15 protein-coding genes, 1 other RNA gene and 2 pseudogenes are annotated in these 14,269 nt (G+C 57.1%); 11 read left to right on the top strand and 7 right to left on the bottom strand.

All coding sequences use genetic code 11. The features are described 5' to 3' along the window. Positions 1 to 380 precede the first annotated feature (380 nt). A complete protein-coding gene (locus tag BN871_RS26595) occupies positions 381 to 515 on the bottom strand; it encodes a hypothetical protein (RefSeq protein WP_021880148.1) in 135 nt (44 codons plus the stop codon). Between the two features lie 166 nt (positions 516 to 681). Between BN871_RS26595 and BN871_RS05400 the strand changes: the two genes are divergently transcribed. From BN871_RS05400 to BN871_RS05405, 3 genes and pseudogenes are all read left to right on the top strand, one after another. Next, positions 682 to 1,455 (top strand): YesL family protein, encoded by a 774-nt coding sequence (locus tag BN871_RS05400; RefSeq protein ID WP_048744924.1) that lies wholly within the window; start codon positions 682 to 684, stop codon positions 1,453 to 1,455. Between the two features lie 58 nt (positions 1,456 to 1,513). After that, positions 1,514 to 1,698: non-coding RNA, 6S RNA (ssrS, locus tag BN871_RS26600), on the top strand. 90 nt (positions 1,699 to 1,788) lie between these two features. Further along, positions 1,789 to 2,079: pseudogene (locus BN871_RS05405) on the top strand (hypothetical protein); the annotation flags it as partial. A 29-nt stretch (positions 2,080 to 2,108) separates the two neighbouring features. Here BN871_RS05405 and BN871_RS30140 read toward each other — a convergent pair. Next, positions 2,109 to 2,147, bottom strand: a pseudogene (locus BN871_RS30140) (hypothetical protein). Between the two features lie 95 nt (positions 2,148 to 2,242). Then, positions 2,243 to 2,755, bottom strand: a complete 513-nt coding sequence (gene tpx, locus BN871_RS05410; protein WP_048744925.1) for a thiol peroxidase — start codon at positions 2,753 to 2,755, stop codon at positions 2,243 to 2,245. 100 nt (positions 2,756 to 2,855) lie between these two features. Between tpx and BN871_RS05415 the strand changes: the two genes are divergently transcribed. Beyond that, a complete protein-coding gene (locus BN871_RS05415; RefSeq protein WP_021880152.1) occupies positions 2,856 to 3,485 on the top strand; it encodes a rhomboid family intramembrane serine protease in 630 nt (209 codons plus the stop codon). 97 nt (positions 3,486 to 3,582) lie between these two features. On the opposite strand, the gene BN871_RS05420 is transcribed toward BN871_RS05415, so the two are convergent. Then, positions 3,583 to 4,266 carry a zinc metallopeptidase gene (locus tag BN871_RS05420; RefSeq protein WP_021880153.1) on the bottom strand — a complete coding sequence of 228 codons (684 nt, stop codon included), beginning with the start codon at positions 4,264 to 4,266 and terminating at the stop codon, positions 3,583 to 3,585. A 33-nt stretch (positions 4,267 to 4,299) separates the two neighbouring features. Next, the gene (locus BN871_RS05425) at positions 4,300 to 4,737 is read right to left on the bottom strand and encodes a MerR family transcriptional regulator (RefSeq protein ID WP_021880154.1); all 438 of its coding nucleotides are present in this window, start codon (positions 4,735 to 4,737) and stop codon (positions 4,300 to 4,302) included. Between the two features lie 458 nt (positions 4,738 to 5,195). Between BN871_RS05425 and BN871_RS05430 the strand changes: the two genes are divergently transcribed. From BN871_RS05430 to BN871_RS05440, 3 genes are read left to right on the top strand one after another with little or no spacing between them, the layout of a single operon-like run. Further along, a complete protein-coding gene (locus BN871_RS05430; RefSeq protein ID WP_048744931.1) occupies positions 5,196 to 6,497 on the top strand; it encodes an ammonium transporter in 1,302 nt (433 codons plus the stop codon). A 45-nt stretch (positions 6,498 to 6,542) separates the two neighbouring features. Continuing rightward, positions 6,543 to 7,613: a DUF294 nucleotidyltransferase-like domain-containing protein gene (locus BN871_RS05435; protein ID WP_021880156.1), complete on the top strand. Its 1,071-nt coding sequence runs from the start codon at positions 6,543 to 6,545 to the stop codon at positions 7,611 to 7,613. 21 nt (positions 7,614 to 7,634) lie between these two features. Then, positions 7,635 to 8,369, top strand: a complete 735-nt coding sequence (locus BN871_RS05440) for an exonuclease domain-containing protein (protein ID WP_048744926.1) — start codon at positions 7,635 to 7,637, stop codon at positions 8,367 to 8,369. Here the strand turns inward: BN871_RS05440 and BN871_RS05445 are convergent. Then, positions 8,343 to 8,807, bottom strand: a complete 465-nt coding sequence (locus BN871_RS05445; RefSeq protein ID WP_048744927.1) for a Mov34/MPN/PAD-1 family protein — start codon at positions 8,805 to 8,807, stop codon at positions 8,343 to 8,345. The two genes, BN871_RS05440 and BN871_RS05445, sit on opposite strands and share 27 nt — an antisense overlap. A gap of 115 nt (positions 8,808 to 8,922) precedes the next feature. Here BN871_RS05445 and BN871_RS05450 point away from each other — a divergent pair, with 115 nt between their 5' ends. Next, positions 8,923 to 9,477, top strand: a complete 555-nt coding sequence (locus tag BN871_RS05450) for a TlpA disulfide reductase family protein (RefSeq protein WP_049867078.1) — start codon at positions 8,923 to 8,925, stop codon at positions 9,475 to 9,477. 161 nt (positions 9,478 to 9,638) lie between these two features. Here BN871_RS05450 and cimA read toward each other — a convergent pair whose 3' ends face one another. Next, positions 9,639 to 11,255, bottom strand: a complete 1,617-nt coding sequence (cimA, locus tag BN871_RS05455; protein ID WP_048744928.1) for a citramalate synthase — start codon at positions 11,253 to 11,255, stop codon at positions 9,639 to 9,641. A gap of 311 nt (positions 11,256 to 11,566) precedes the next feature. On the opposite strand from cimA, the gene BN871_RS05460 reads away from it, so the two are divergent. The 3 genes from BN871_RS05460 to BN871_RS05470 all read left to right on the top strand — a co-directional run. Beyond that, a complete protein-coding gene (locus tag BN871_RS05460; protein ID WP_048744929.1) occupies positions 11,567 to 12,847 on the top strand; it encodes a DNA polymerase IV in 1,281 nt (426 codons plus the stop codon). A gap of 89 nt (positions 12,848 to 12,936) precedes the next feature. Continuing rightward, positions 12,937 to 13,173 carry a ferredoxin gene (locus BN871_RS05465; protein WP_021880162.1) on the top strand — a complete coding sequence of 79 codons (237 nt, stop codon included), beginning with the start codon at positions 12,937 to 12,939 and terminating at the stop codon, positions 13,171 to 13,173. 125 nt (positions 13,174 to 13,298) lie between these two features. Next, a partial coding sequence (locus BN871_RS05470) for a hypothetical protein (RefSeq protein WP_048744930.1) occupies positions 13,299 to 14,269 on the top strand: 971 nt, incomplete at its 3' end.

Here is a 14,269-nt window from a genome sequence, read left to right on the forward strand (position 1 = left end):
CTACGGCAGCGGCGGCGGCAGCAGCTACGGCGGCAACCGCAGCAGCAGCCGTGACGGCTACAAGCCAAGAACGGAAGGCGGTCGCGGTTATGAAGGCCGCAGCTACGAAAACCGCAGCAGCAGCGAAACGCGCCGACCGACGGAAGGCTGATTTTCAAAACCAAAGCCGGGAAATCCCAATGCGGATTTCCCGGCTTTTTCAATTCGACTTTCATAAGCGAACGCCCGCGGCCAACAAGGCTGCGGACGTTCGTTTTTATTTCATCTACTTCATTTCGATGCCCCATGTTTGCCCTGATTCCATTCCGTGATGGATGCCGGCAGCGGTCCCTGCTTGAAGGCAAGGATTCCCGTAGTCCGCAGCGGCAGCCCGCTGCGGATTAGTACCAGAATGCGCGAGAGATGATGACAAGCAGAATGAACAGGACGAGAATCGCGCCGATGCCGTAACCGCCGAAGCCGTAACCGCCGCAACCGCCGTATCCGCCTCCGAATCCTCCGTAAGCTGCGCCCATGTGAAGCACCTCCTGTATGGTTGATGGGGTGAAGATGATACAAATTATTCCGGTACGGCTGCCATGGGAAGGACGTTAGCCCTCCTGTCAAAAAGTTGGGCTTATGGGCTCGGCTGAGTTATAATGGAAAAGCAGATGTTCAAGCTTGCTTCTAGGGGGTCCGCTTATGGAAATGAGAGGAATTATGGGAGGGTTCTACCGCATCTCGGAATGGATCATGAGGCTTGCGGTGACGAATATTCTCTGGATCGTATGTTCGCTGCCTTTCGCGTTTTTTGTATTCACGGCATTTTTGTCGACCGGCCTGGAAGAAAATGCGATGAGCATGTTCTACTGGTGGCTGGTCATGGGATTGGCCGTAGCTCCTTTCACGCTATTCCCGGCTACATCCGCCATGTTCGGAGTCGCCCGCAAATGGGTGATGGGGGATCTTGACGTTCCGCTCTTCCGGACCTACTTCCGCCATTACAAAGAAAATTATCTTCAAAGCATGATCGGCGGAATCGTGTATGCGCTCGTATTGGGCATCATGATTGTGGATTTCAAGTATTTCCAAGGCAATTCGAGCCTTCAACTGGTGTCCTATGTCTTTCTGGGCCTGATTCTGCTGCTCGGGATCTCGCTGTTCAACTTCTTCTCCATGGTCGTCCACTACCATATGAAGACGTTCCAGCTGCTCAAGAACGCGCTGCTCATCACGATCGGAAGGCCGCTCCGCTCGTTCTCGACGGCAATTGTAAGCGGATTTATCATCTATATCAGCTTTTCCACAAAGCTGACATGGCTGATTCCATTTTTCATGGGCAGCATCATCGCTTATTTCGCATTCTGGAACTTTTACCTGACGTACCAGAAAATCCAGGCTCAGACGGAAGCGAGGAACAAGGAAGCCGAAGAAGATGCCCTGGAAGCCGAGCTGAGCGAGGATACCAAGAAATAACGGCCTTTTTTAAGCCTCGGCGATTTTACTTTTGTTTCGACAAAGCTTATAATAGCTATACATCCTGCGGTGCTCGTTATGGCTTAACGTGTTTTGAACCAATGGCTGTTTCACGGGAGTTCAACATCGGCGGGCGGCTGACATGCCTTCATTTTATGGAGGATCTCAAAACCCTTCCTGAGGACACCCACCTGCGAGAGCGGGTTCAGAAACAAGCAAGCCAGACGGCACTGCGGGACTATAATTTTAGAGTTCTTCCATGACTCTGACTGCTGTCAGGGCCTTTTTTTTTGCAGGGGTATACATATAGATGCCGGAGGGGGAGACCATCACTTGCTGAAACGTACGTTTATCGGACTGCTCCGCAGCTTCGAACAAACAGGCGACAAGGCCAAGGATCCGCAGCTCAAATCCCATTATTACAAGCTATCGAAGGACAAAGCCTGGGAAGAAGTATTGTCCACGCTCAAGAAGATGCAGGGATACAAAGTTCTTCATGACGTGCAATCCGTCGGGGAGATCGTGCTTGAAAAGAGAACGGTTACAGGCAGGACGATGGATATCACGGTGTCGGTCATCGGGGTCGGACCGGTAACATCGGCGGTGGATATTTATTCGGCTTCCCGCGGATCCCTTGGGGATCTGGGAGCCAATTACCGCATTATCCTGGACATTTACCGTACGCTCGACAAGAAGCTGTCCGCCTTCAAGACGACTCAGGCTTGAATATAAAAAAAGCGAGCGAAGGAGTTCATCCTTGCTCGCTTTTCTCTATCGCGGAAGCGGCCTATTGCAAGGCGCGCACCGCTTCGACGGCTGCTTCGTAGTTCGGATGCTCGGTCATTTCGCCAAGAACCTCGACGTATTGGATCGTGTTGTCGGCGTCCAGGACGAAGATCGAGCGCATGTCGAGAGCGAATTCCTTGATCAGGACGCCGTAAGCTTGCCCGAACTCGTTGCCTTTGTAATCGGACAGCAGGGTCACTTGATCGATGCCTGCCGCTCCGCACCAGCGGGCTTGGGCGAAGGGAAGATCGGCGCTGACGGTCAGCACGGCCACGTTGCTGCCTAGCTTGGCGGCTTCTTCGTTGAAGCGGCGGGTCTGGGCGTCGCATACGCCCGTATCGATGGAGGGAACGACGCTGATAAGCTTGATCTTGCCGGCATAATCGGCGAGGGATACATTTTCGACGAGAGATTTGTTCAGGGAAAAGTCCGGCGCTTTATCGCCCTTTTTGAGCTCAGGACCAACGAGCGTGATCGGATTTCCTTTGAAAGCCGCTTGACGTTCTTGTGCCATGGGGAATTCCTCCTTCAACAATGCTTGGGATAGGAAATGCTAGACCATTATAATCGTTCGCTAACCGTGTTGTCCAATCGGCTAAGGAGGAGACGCCTTAATGATATTCCTGCGCTACGAAAGCTTCCGGGGCTACTTGAAGGCCTATCCGGTCACATCGGTGCTGATCGCGCTCAATATCCTCATGTACATCGCCCAGATGGCAAGCGGAGGGTTAAACACCGGAACGCTGACCAGCCGTTTTTTATTTTTTCAAAGCCCGCTGGACCCTTACGGTCTTGAAGAGCCGTGGCGCTATGTGACGTCGATGTTCGTCCACGGGGGACTGCAGCATCTGCTGTTCAACATGTTCGCCCTGCTCGTGTTCGCCCCTCCGCTGGAGAGGCTGCTCGGTTCCGTCAGGTACCTGATCCTGTACCTGCTCAGCGGCGTTGCAGGCAACCTGATCGGCGCGGTCATCGTAACGGGCACTCAGCTGTCGCTGGGCGCTTCCGGGGCAATCTACGGCGTGTACGGGGCCTACCTGTTCATCGCGCTGCTGCGCAAGGGAATGATGGACAAAAGCTCCGAGCAGACGGTGTACATCATTCTGCTGTTCGGGGTCGTCTATTCCGTCATCAATGTCGGCGTCGATCTGTGGGCGCATGTAGGCGGGGCAATCGGCGGCTTCCTCCTGTACGGACTGATGGACAAGAGGGAAAGATACCGCAAGGACCGCTATCGGCGGTAGCAGGGGAGCATGGCATGCGGAAGCTCCCTGATGGGCATGAGCAGACACAAAAGGCGTCCCAGAATATCTGGGACGCCTTTTCGCATGCCGATGAAGGCTACTCGCGGTTCGAGGAGGTGAAGATCATGATGTACTTCACAAGCTCCAGCAAGGAAATCAGCGCTGCAGCCACATACGTGAGCGCGGCTGCGTTGAGGACCTTGGCGACGCCGCGCTCTTCTTCGTTGCTGATGAATCCTTCGGATACCATCAGCTCGCGCGCGCGGCTGCTGGCATTGAACTCGACGGGCAGCGTGATCAGCTGGAATGCGACCGCTACCGAGAAGAATACGATGCCGGCGCCGATAAGGCCCGTGGCGGAGAACAGGAAGCCTGCGATCAACAGAAACGGCGCGATGCCGGAAGCGAAGTTCACGACCGGGAAGATCCGGTGGCGCAGAACCAGCATCGGGTAGCTCTGCTTGTGCTGGATGGCATGGCCGACTTCGTGGCAGGCGACGGAGATGGCCGATATGGAGCTTTCGTAGTACACCGGCTCCGACAGCCTGACGACGCGATGAATCGGGTCGTAGTGGTCGCTGAGGCGTCCTGGGACCGGTTCGATCGGCACATCGTGGAGGCCGTTGGCATCCAGCATGCGCCTGGCGGCCTCGTAGCCTGTCATGCCGCTCATGGCAGGAACTTCAGCCCAGCGGTTGAATGTGCCCTTGACCCGGAACTGAGCCCAGATCGAGAGGCCGAAGGCGATCAGAATCAAGAAGTCCATCGGATGAAAAAACATAGTATCCCTCCATGCTGCATGGTTTGCGTTGGCCTACATGAAATTGCCTTTGTTCAGAATCAGCATCAGCGCCTCGATGCAGGCGGCCGTCTGCGGAATCAGCCGGTTGAAAGCCTGGTTGGCCTGCTTGGGCTTGAGATTCTGGATAACGGGCTCAAGCTCTTTCACTTCACGCTCGAGCTGGCTGAGATGAAGCTGCAGATCACTCAGCTTCTGCGTGACTTGGGACACGGACGAGACTTTGTTCCAGCTGTCCAGCGCCTGCTTGATTTCATCCAACGTATATTTGTCTTTCTTCATTTGTTCTATACGCTTCAGCCGTTCCAAGGTTTCAATGCTGTAGAGCCGATAATTCCCCTCGGAACGCGTCTCGGGGCTGATCAGGCCCAGCTTCGTATAATAATCGATTGTCCGCGCGCTGACGCTGGCCTGGCGGGACAATTCTCCGATTTTCAGCAGGTTCTCGTTCATTCTCCTCCACCATCCTTATAAACCCTAACGCTCTCTATTAAAAACTATGATAATCGCTAACGAACGATGCCGTCAAACAAACGGACTCCAAACGGCCCATATTTTAATGGAAGCGATTGCAGGTAACCTGACATGACCGGCCGACCATCCAATCGCGGTCCATGGAGACGACGCGAAAAGAACCCGACAGGCTTCATGAATTACGAAAGGCCCAAGACGGATGGCTTGGATCGGAGGCCAAACCGGTTAAAAAACTTAACATTCGTTACGATTAGATAAGGGAATGTCGGATATCCTTTGCGTTTTTATTGGATTGTATATTGTCAAAGCAGGTACTTCTGACTATAATGGCATTAAGTCTTTCAAAACGTGTTAGAGAACATTACATTAGGGAGTGGTCGTTGTGGTCAAAAAAAAGCTTGATATCTCTCGTTGCCTTGCTGGTCCTGTTCCCGGCAATGGCATTCGCGGAAGATCCTTCCGCCGGAACGCTCAACATGGGACTTAACGCCCTCTGGGTCATGCTGGCCGCCATCCTAGTCTTGCTCATGCAAGGCGGATTCATCCTTCTGGAAACCGGGTCGACCCGCATGAAGAATGCCGGGCATGTCGCCGGCAAGACGATCTTTACCGTAGGCCTTTGTTCCCTGATCTACTGGGCCGTAGGGTACGGCATCGCATTCGGCGGCGAAGGCAACTCGTTCATAGGATGGGGAGACTTCTTCTTGAACCCGGCCAAAGCCTCCGTTGACAACGGCCTTCCAACGACAATCTTCTTCATGTTCCAGCTTGCGTTCGCGGCTGTATCGCTTTCCATCGCATGGGGCGGCTTCGCGGAACGCGCCAAGCTCTCCGTCTACTTGATCTTCACGGTCCTGTTCACAGCCCTCATCTATCCCGTTATCTCCCACTGGATCTGGGGCGGCGGCTTCCTTGCCAAGGACGGCGCGCAGGACTTCGCCGGCTCGACCGTCGTCCACTTGACGGGCGCGTTGGCCGCATTCGCGGGCACCGTGCTGCTGAAGCCTCGCATCGGCAAATTCAATAAAGACGGCTCGGCCAACGAAATTCTCGGCCATAACCAAGTGTTCACGGCTTTGTCCGTCTTGATCCTCTGGGTCGGCTGGTTCGGCTTCAACGCCGGCAGCACGGTTGCTATCGGCGACGGATTCTTCGGTTACGTCGCGTTCAACACCCAGCTCGGAGCGGCTGGCGGCGCTGTCGCAGCCCTGCTCATCTCCTGGGCGGTCATGGGCAAGGCCGACATCGGCACGACGCTGAACGGAGCTCTCGCGGGCCTCGTCGCCATCACCGCTTCCTGTGCCTTTGTCGATCCTTGGGCCGCTGTCGTGATCGGCCTCGTCGCCGGCGTCCTCGTCTTCTTCAGCGCCCGTTTCTTCGAGAAGATCAAAGTCGACGATCCGATCTTCGCGATGTCCGTTCACGGCGCCGCCGGCATCTGGGGCACGCTCGCCAACGGCATTTTCGCCACGCAGGAGCTGGCAGACAAAGTCGCGGTAGGCCGCGGAGGCCTCATCGACACCGGTTCCTGGCATCAGCTGTGGGTTCAGCTTGAATCGGTCGTCATCTGCGGCGCTTACGTTCTCGTCGTCAGCTTCGTGCTCCTCGGCATCATGAAGTTCGTCATGGGACTTCGGGTTACGGAAGAGCAGGAGATCGCCGGCCTTGATCTCAGCGAGCACGGCAACTACGGCTATCCGGAGCAGCTGAAGAAAGCAAGCCAGAATATCCAAGCTTGATCCCCGGCTTCATGGTATGCTGATAGCAAGAGGGGAGAGAGCCGAATGACGGATTTGGGATGGCAGCAGCTGCTGCAAAGCATAAGCAATGCGGACAATGCCGCAGGCTTGCGCCGAATCCGCGAATCTGTCCATGATATCATGATCAGCCGGCTGCCTCAGCAACAAACGGAACCATTCTACGGCGAGCTCAACGATGTGCATGATGCCATGGTCAGGCGCTGCATCTGGCTCGCGCAAAAGGAACTGGCACGGCTCGGGAAAGGAAATCCCCCCGTGCCTTTTGCGTATCTTTTGTTCGGCAGCGGGGGCAGGATGGAGCAGACCCTGCTCAGCGATCAGGATAGCGGGATGATCTACGCGGATCCGCAAAACGAGGCGGATGCCGTTCATTGCAGGGACTATTTCGAGCTATTGGGAAAAGAGACGGTCCAGTTGCTGTTGATGGCGGGATACCCTCTGTGCGAGGGCAATGTGCTGAGCAGCAATCCGGACTGGTGCAGCTCCGCCTCGGTATGGAAGGCTCGGCTGGGGGAATGGTTCAGGGAGCCCGCATGGGAAGCGGTCCGGTACCTGCTGATCGTCGCGGACAGCCGCTGCGTGTACGGCAGCGCCGAGCTCCATGCCGACATGATGAGCCATTTCTACGGAGATATCCTCAGTTCACCGCTGATCGTGAGAAGGATGCTGGACAATACGATGAAGCACAAGGTGCTGCTCAACGTGTTCGGCCAGCTGCTCAAGGAGCAGTACGGAGCGGATGCGGGCAGTCTGGATATCAAGTACGGGGCTTATATTCCGATGGTGAACGCCGTAAGGATGCTCGCCATTGAAGCCAATCTTCGCGAGACTTCCACCCTCGGACGGATCCGGCTTCTGGAGCAGGCGGGCGTCGTCACCGCCGAAGACGCCAGGGAGTGGATGCAGACGTTCCGCTTGTTCATGAGGCTTCGCATGATGACGACGGAAAAGCTCGAGGGAGGACAGTTCTCCACGAACGGGAAGCTGTCTGCCCGGAAGCTGAGCAAAGAAATGGCTGAAGAACTGAAAAGCGGCCTCAAGCTCGGGAAAAAGCTGCAGCGGCGTGTGTACAGGCACACGATGGGCAGGCTTTGACAAGAGCGGAGGGAGGTTGGAATGAAGGAAACCAAAGGCGTGAACCGGATGTGGCAGCTGTACAAGATGGGCGGCGTTACGCCGGCCATCGCCTCCATGCTCGGCGCGCAGAATGCGCAGCAGATGGCTTTCATGCGTTCGATGAACAAGGATCTGCGCAAGCAGGCTATGCTCGATACTCCTTTCGAGGAGATGGAGACGATCGTTTTCGATCTGGAGACGACGGGCTTCTACCCTTATAACGGAGACGAAATCATCAGCTTCGGGGCTTTGCTGCTCAAGGGCGGGGCTGTGCAGGAGGATAAGTTCTTCTACAGCCTGGTCAATCCGAAACGAAAGGTTCCTCTCCACATTACCGAGCTGACCGGCATCACGAGCGGAATGGTCGAAGAGGCTCCGGATCTCCTCGATGTCCTGCACAGCTTCATGGAATTTTGCGGCAGAAGGCTGCTCATCGCGCATGGAAGCGGCCATGACAAGCAGTTCCTCAATGCCGCTCTCTGGCGGACCTCGAAGGTGAACCTGTCGCATCGGGTGCTGGATACGATGATGGTCGCCAAGTGGCTGAACCCCGGCAGGGAAGCCTACGGGCTCGACGAGCTGCTGGAAGAGGAAGGCATTCCGGTCACCCAGCGGCATCACGCGCTCGAGGACTGCAGGATGCAGGCCCAGCTATGGCTCAAATACCTGGACAGAATCCGCTCCCGGAACATCAAGACGCTCGGCGATTTATACGCGTACCTCAGCCAGCACTAGCTTGCGGAGTCCAGCTCGGGACGGCCTGAACGCCGCGATCTCCGGCCGGTCTCTATCCATCAGCGAAACGATCCACATGACGAGCCCTCCGGCGATGCCGGAGGGCTCGTCCGCGTCGGAACGAGTCCACATGGGATGGGACCTGTCCAGGTCGGACGGGAATGCGGGAGTGCGCGGATGGGAATGATAGATGCCGGCAGCATCCAATCCTTCCCGGCGCAGGCGATAGAAGAGCGCAACCCATTGCTCCGGTCCGAAGGCGTAGCGGGTCCCGGAGTCGGCATGGCCGTTCGGTACGGGCAGGACGGCCGTTACGATCCGCAGAGGATCGTCCAGCCGGCACGCGGCGATGCCGCAGCATTCTTCAAGTGGAGAAGCCAGGCAGCTCCGAAGCATGGCTTCAAGGGCATCCGGCGTAATCCGCGCGATGGAGGACATGATGATCACCTCTCGGTTCGTGTGTCGCTGGCTCATGCGCCAAGTTGAGCGCCAAGTCCATTCATGATAACATGACGGTACTAATGTCTAACAGAGAATGAAGGTAGGTCGCGCTATGAAACGGACAGGCATCATCATCGTATTGGCTTGCGCCGCGGCTTTGCTCGGAGGCTGGATGTGGAAGAGCGGTTCACTCGCCTCTCTGACGACCTCGGGCGAACCGGCTTCCAAGCCGAAGGCCGGTTATGAGGCTCCCGCATTCACGCTGCCGGGTTTGGACGAGCGTCCTTATTCCGTCGGCGGACCGCGGGACAAGCCGGTTTTGATTAATTTCTGGGCTTCCTGGTGCGGTCCTTGCGACATGGAAGCGCCGGATCTTCAAGCCTTGTATGAAAAATACGGCGACAGAATCGATTTCTACGGCATCAATGCGACCAGCTACGACCGTGAACGCGACGCGCGCAAGTTCGTCGACGAGAAGAAGCTGACCTTCCCGATTCCGATGGACCGCGATGGAGAGGTCGCCAAGCTGTACAAAGTAAACAATTTTCCGACTTCGCTGCTGATCGGTCCGGACGGCAAAGTGCTGGAGCGGATACCGGGTGTCATTCCCCGCGAGGAATGGGAGAAGAAGCTGTCCGGCCTGGTTGCAGGCGGAGGAGCCTCCTGACGTTCTAAAGGCTGTTCTCATGAACGCGCCGGTCAGCGGGCAGGAAGGCGTTTGGCGGCGAGAAAGGATTGAGGGATTGCACAGCAAAAGCCCGGCCAGATGGCCGGGCTTTTGCTGTCTGCTGCAAGAGGTGGAAAGAGCGGCCGGTATTCAGGCCAAACTCAGTGGTTGATGACGCCTTGGCGGGGCGAATGGTCTTCGCCGACGGCCGGCTCGACCTTGGTCATGCCGAGAAGAGCGTAGCGCAGGCTGTCCAGCAGGGCTTCCCAGCTTGCTTCAATGACGTTGCCGGATACGCCGACAGTATTCCAGCTGCTCGTGAAGTCGCTGGATTCGATCAGGACGCGGACCTTGGCTGCAGTCGTGTCCTTCTCGTCGAGCACGCGGACCTTGTAGTCGGCGAGATGAATGTCGTTGATGCGCGGGAAGAACGGCAGCAGAGCCTTGCGGAGCGCATTGTCGAGCGCATTGACTGGACCGTTGCCCTCGGCGGCGGTGTAGACGGACTCGCTGCCGACCCGCAGCTTCACGATGGCTTCGGTGACCATCCCGTGGGCTGTTTTTTCCAGCAGAATCTTGAAGGAATCGACCGTGAAAATTTCGTCCAGGCCGCCGAAAGCATCGCGAAGCAGCAGCTCCATGCTCGCCTCCGCGCCTTCGAACTGATAGCCCTGATGCTCCAGATCCTTGATCCGGTCGATGATGGATTTCGTTTTCTCGTTGTTCGCGCTGACATCCAATCCCATCTCCTGGGCTTTGGAGATGACGTTGCTTTGGCCGGCGAGCTCCGAGACGAGAATGCGCTGCTTGTTGCCGACGAGCTCGGGAGAGATATGCTCGTACGTCTTGGAGTCCTTCAGAATCGCAGAGACGTGGATGCCTCCCTTGTGGGCAAAGGCGGCATTGCCGACATAAGGCTGCCCTACAGGCATGCTGACGTTGGCGATCTCGCTGATATAACGCGCCGTAGGAGTCAGCAGCTTCAGATTCGCTTCTTCGATGCAGGCGTAGCCGAGCTTGAGCTGCAGATTCGGGATGATGCTGCATAGATTGGCGTTGCCGCAGCGCTCGCCGTAACCATTGATCGTGCCCTGAACCTGGAGCGCCCCTGCCTGTACGGCGGCCAGCGTATTGGCCACGGCCAGCTCGCAGTCGTTATGGGTGTGGATGCCGAGCGGGGCTCTCAGCTCCGAGGCGATGCGGGAGACGATGCCGCCGACTTCTCCTGGAAGCGTGCCGCCGTTGGTGTCGCACATGACGAGCCAGTCTGCTCCGGCTTCCTGGGCCGTCCTCAGGACGGCAAGGGCGTACTCCGGGTTGTTCTTGTAGCCGTCGAAGAAATGCTCCGCGTCGAAGATGGCTTCAAGCCCTCTCTGCTTCAGGAAGGCGATGGAATCATGGATCATGGAGAGATTCTCCTCCAGCGTCGTGCCAAGCGCGGTGTGGACGTGGAAATCCCAGGATTTCCCGACGAGAGTCGCGGCCTGAACGCCTGATTCAGCGATCCGAAGCAAGCCGGCATCCTGAGCGGCGACGGCATTTTTGCGGCGCGTGCTTCCGAACGCCGTGATTTTCGCGCGAAGTCCGAGTTTTTGCACCCGCTGGAAAAACTCGATGTCCTTGCTGTTGCTTCCAGGATTGCCGCCTTCGATATAATGAACCCCCAGCTCGTCCAGCTTGCGGGCGATTTTGAGCTTGTCGTCGGCGGACAGGCTGATGCCTTCCCCCTGGGTCCCGTCGCGCAGGGTGGTGTCAAAGATGGAGATGGCTTGGTTCATACCGGAAGTGCCCCCTTTAATGTCTTAACCCAGCAATGTGTGAAAGCATTCGACTCTATAATGCTCTATTATATCACCTTGACATGTCAGGATAGAAGTGAAGATGCATAATTTTCGCTCTTTTGGCTGGCGTCAGGATGAAAAGAACCGAATTTGGCGGCGAGAAGAGGCTTTTCGGCCTCCGATAGGTTCATATGGGCATAAAGCAGATTCCAGGCGGATGAAGGGCAGAAGCCTGCAATGCCCCCCGTTTGTTGACCATGACGGCAGGCAGGGGTATGCTGGATGAACAATGGGGAGGAGGAGGAAGGATGGGCGAGAAAGAGACCGGCGGCGCGAGAAAAGGCCGGATCATTTTGCATTTGGACATGAACGCTTTTTACTGCTCGGTCCATGAAGCCGAAGAGCCCGAGCGGTACGCGGGCAAGCCTACGGCCGTAGCCGGCAGCGTCGAGCTTCGCAAGGGAGTCATCGTCACCTGCTCCTACCCCGCGCGCGCGAAAGGCGTTCGCACCGGGATGACGGTCCGGGAAGGCCTGAAGCGATGTCCGGAGCTTGTGCTCATCCAGCCAGATTTCAACCTCTACAGACGCTACTCCCGAGGGTTTATGGAGATCGCATCCGCTTACACCCCTCTGATGGAGACCGTATCCATCGATGAATGTTATCTGGATATTACGGGCTCAGGCATGTTCGGCAGTCCCGTCGAAATCGCCCAATCCATCCAGGAAAGAATTCGGATGGAATGGTCGATTCCCTGCTCGGTCGGCATCGGGCCGAACAAGCTTCTCGCTAAAATGGCATCCGATATGAAGAAGCCGTACGGATTGACGATTTTGCGCATACGCGATGTTCCGAGACTTCTTTGGCACAAACCCTGCGACGCGTTGTTCGGCGTCGGCCGCAAAACCGCCGACAAGCTGCGGAAGCTGAACATCGCGACGATCGGCGACCTTGCGGCAGCCGACGAATCGCTGCTGACTTCCCAGTTCGGCGTATACGGCGCCCATATGAAGGAAGCGGCCAACGGAATCGACCGCTCGCCGGTGCGGGAGACGAGGGAAGCGAGCAAGTCTGTCGGCCATACGACGACGCTTCCTGAGAATGTGACGCGGCGGGAAGACGTGCACCGGGTGCTGCTCAACCTGGCCGATCAGACCGCCCGCAGGATGAGACGGAAGGGATTCCTCGCGGGAGGCGTGCAGATCACCGTCCGCTTCCCGGATATGACGACGCTCACACGCTCCCGCGCGCTCGATAAGCCGATCGAGGATGCGGGCGTCATCCACCGCGAAGCCTGCAAGCTGTTCGATGAGCATTGGAAGGAAGTCGTGCCGATCCGCCTGCTCGGCATCACCCTTCACAGCCTGCATCCCAAGGAAACGGCCGCGGTGCAGCTCGATCTGTTCGATTACGAAAGCGAGCCGCGCCGGGAGGCATTGACCAAGGCGATGGACGCCATGCGGGATAAATATGGAGAGGGTGCCGTGCTGACAGCCGGCATGCTCGGCGACGACCCTTCGACGCTCATCCGCAACCGCCGGATTAGGGGTACATCCTTGCAAATTGATGATGATTTTGTTATAAATTGATGTGTAAAGTCAGACTTACGACAGGGAATCATACACTTGCCTGGTCAAGGGAATGCTGATGATGCATGACACATAGAGGAGGGAATACCATGTCTAAATATACTTGGGTTGACAAAGACACCTGCATCGCATGCGGAGCTTGCGGCGCAACGGCCCCGGATATCTACGATTATGATGATGAGGGACTGGCCGAGACGATCTACGACAAGGACGGCAACACCGGCACGAAGGCGATTCCTGAGAATCTGTACGAAGATCTGCAGGACGCTGCGGACGGCTGCCCGACGGATTCCATTCAAATCGCGGACGAACCGTTCAATATGTAAATTTTTCATGAACTTATCATGCCTGCTCCCGGCTGTCGGGAGCAGGTTTTTTTGTTTCGGACGCCGAACAATATGGTCTTCGGCAGCCGATATAGGTTGAATAGGAACGGGAAGGGGGCGGCGGGATGGACAGCGGTGGAAGCGCAGAGCCTAATGAGGGCGGCGGTACCGGAATCGAGGAGCTGAAGGCATACGTCAAGTCGCATCCAGGCAACAGGCTTGCATGGTTCTTTCTCGGCAAAGCCTACGGAAGGCAGGGAATGGATGCGAAAGCCAATTATTGCTACCTCAAGTCCGGCAGCGTGTACGAAGCGTTCGAAAACGAAGCCCATCCGCTGACGCTCGGTTCGGGACCGCTGCATGCCATGCTCGAAACCTGGGATCGGGACAGGAGGCGCAAAAAGGGAGCGGCAAGGATTGCGCTCGCAATCCTCGCCGCGTTCATGCTGGCATCCGCAGCGGCCGCCCCGGGCGTGCCGACGCAGCTGTCCCAGACCGTCAGCCTGCCTGAAGGAAGCAAGGCTGGAGAAGCGCTGCCTGCGGCATCAGCGGCATCCAAGGACGGCATGAGGCGAACCGTTGTCTGGGTGGACAGCGATCAGACGGGAACTGCCGCTGCGGCAGCGATCGGGGCTCTGGAAAGCGATGACGCCCTTCCATCCTCAGCGGCGTTCACGCTGTCACGATCCGGAGGCTACTACCGGTGGCAGGCGGGGGCCAAGGGAGTGCTGGAAGCTTCGCGCTCCGACGGCAAGGGATCTTACGCCGTGCAAACGGCCGGCATTGAGGACTGCGCATGCGAAAGCGGCTTGTCGGAGGCGGCGGACCGCCGGATCCGGGAGGAGACTATTTTTCAGGAGCAGGCCTGGTCGACGATCAGCGGCATCAGGCAATTCAAGCGGCTCAACGGGAAATGGCCGGTCTCAGCCGAACAGCTTGCAGGGGATTATCCGCACAACATCCTCCCCGGACTCCCTGACGAGGCGGAGGAGCATTTTCCCGAGTGGCTGCGGCAGGCTCGCCAAGTCGGGGCGGGCGCTGAAGMGAACTGCGVTCGYCKGAKYRAAGATGGAGAGCGAGGAACGGAAGGAGCAGC

Source organism: Paenibacillus sp. P22 (assembly GCF_000469945.2).
Taxonomy (GTDB): Bacteria; Bacillota; Bacilli; order Paenibacillales; family Paenibacillaceae; genus Paenibacillus_O; species Paenibacillus_O humicus.

Coding starts and splice junctions, on each gene's coding strand:
- BN871_RS26595 (WP_021880148.1), bottom strand. CDS start 515: ATGGGCGCAGCTTACGGAGGATTCGGAGGCGGATACGGCGGTTGCGGC.
- BN871_RS05420 (WP_021880153.1), bottom strand. CDS start 4,266: ATGTTTTTTCATCCGATGGACTTCTTGATTCTGATCGCCTTCGGCCTC.
- cimA (WP_048744928.1), bottom strand. CDS start 11,255: ATGAACCAAGCCATCTCCATCTTTGACACCACCCTGCGCGACGGGACC.
- BN871_RS05425 (WP_021880154.1), bottom strand. CDS start 4,737: ATGAACGAGAACCTGCTGAAAATCGGAGAATTGTCCCGCCAGGCCAGC.
- BN871_RS05430 (WP_048744931.1), top strand. CDS start 5,196: ATGGCATTCGCGGAAGATCCTTCCGCCGGAACGCTCAACATGGGACTT.
- BN871_RS05450 (WP_049867078.1), top strand. CDS start 8,923: ATGAAACGGACAGGCATCATCATCGTATTGGCTTGCGCCGCGGCTTTG.
- BN871_RS05435 (WP_021880156.1), top strand. CDS start 6,543: ATGACGGATTTGGGATGGCAGCAGCTGCTGCAAAGCATAAGCAATGCG.
- BN871_RS05465 (WP_021880162.1), top strand. CDS start 12,937: ATGTCTAAATATACTTGGGTTGACAAAGACACCTGCATCGCATGCGGA.
- tpx (WP_048744925.1), bottom strand. CDS start 2,755: ATGGCACAAGAACGTCAAGCGGCTTTCAAAGGAAATCCGATCACGCTC.
- BN871_RS05415 (WP_021880152.1), top strand. CDS start 2,856: ATGATATTCCTGCGCTACGAAAGCTTCCGGGGCTACTTGAAGGCCTAT.
- BN871_RS05445 (WP_048744927.1), bottom strand. CDS start 8,807: ATGTCCTCCATCGCGCGGATTACGCCGGATGCCCTTGAAGCCATGCTT.
- BN871_RS05440 (WP_048744926.1), top strand. CDS start 7,635: ATGAAGGAAACCAAAGGCGTGAACCGGATGTGGCAGCTGTACAAGATG.
- BN871_RS05400 (WP_048744924.1), top strand. CDS start 682: ATGGAAATGAGAGGAATTATGGGAGGGTTCTACCGCATCTCGGAATGG.
- BN871_RS05460 (WP_048744929.1), top strand. CDS start 11,567: ATGGGCGAGAAAGAGACCGGCGGCGCGAGAAAAGGCCGGATCATTTTG.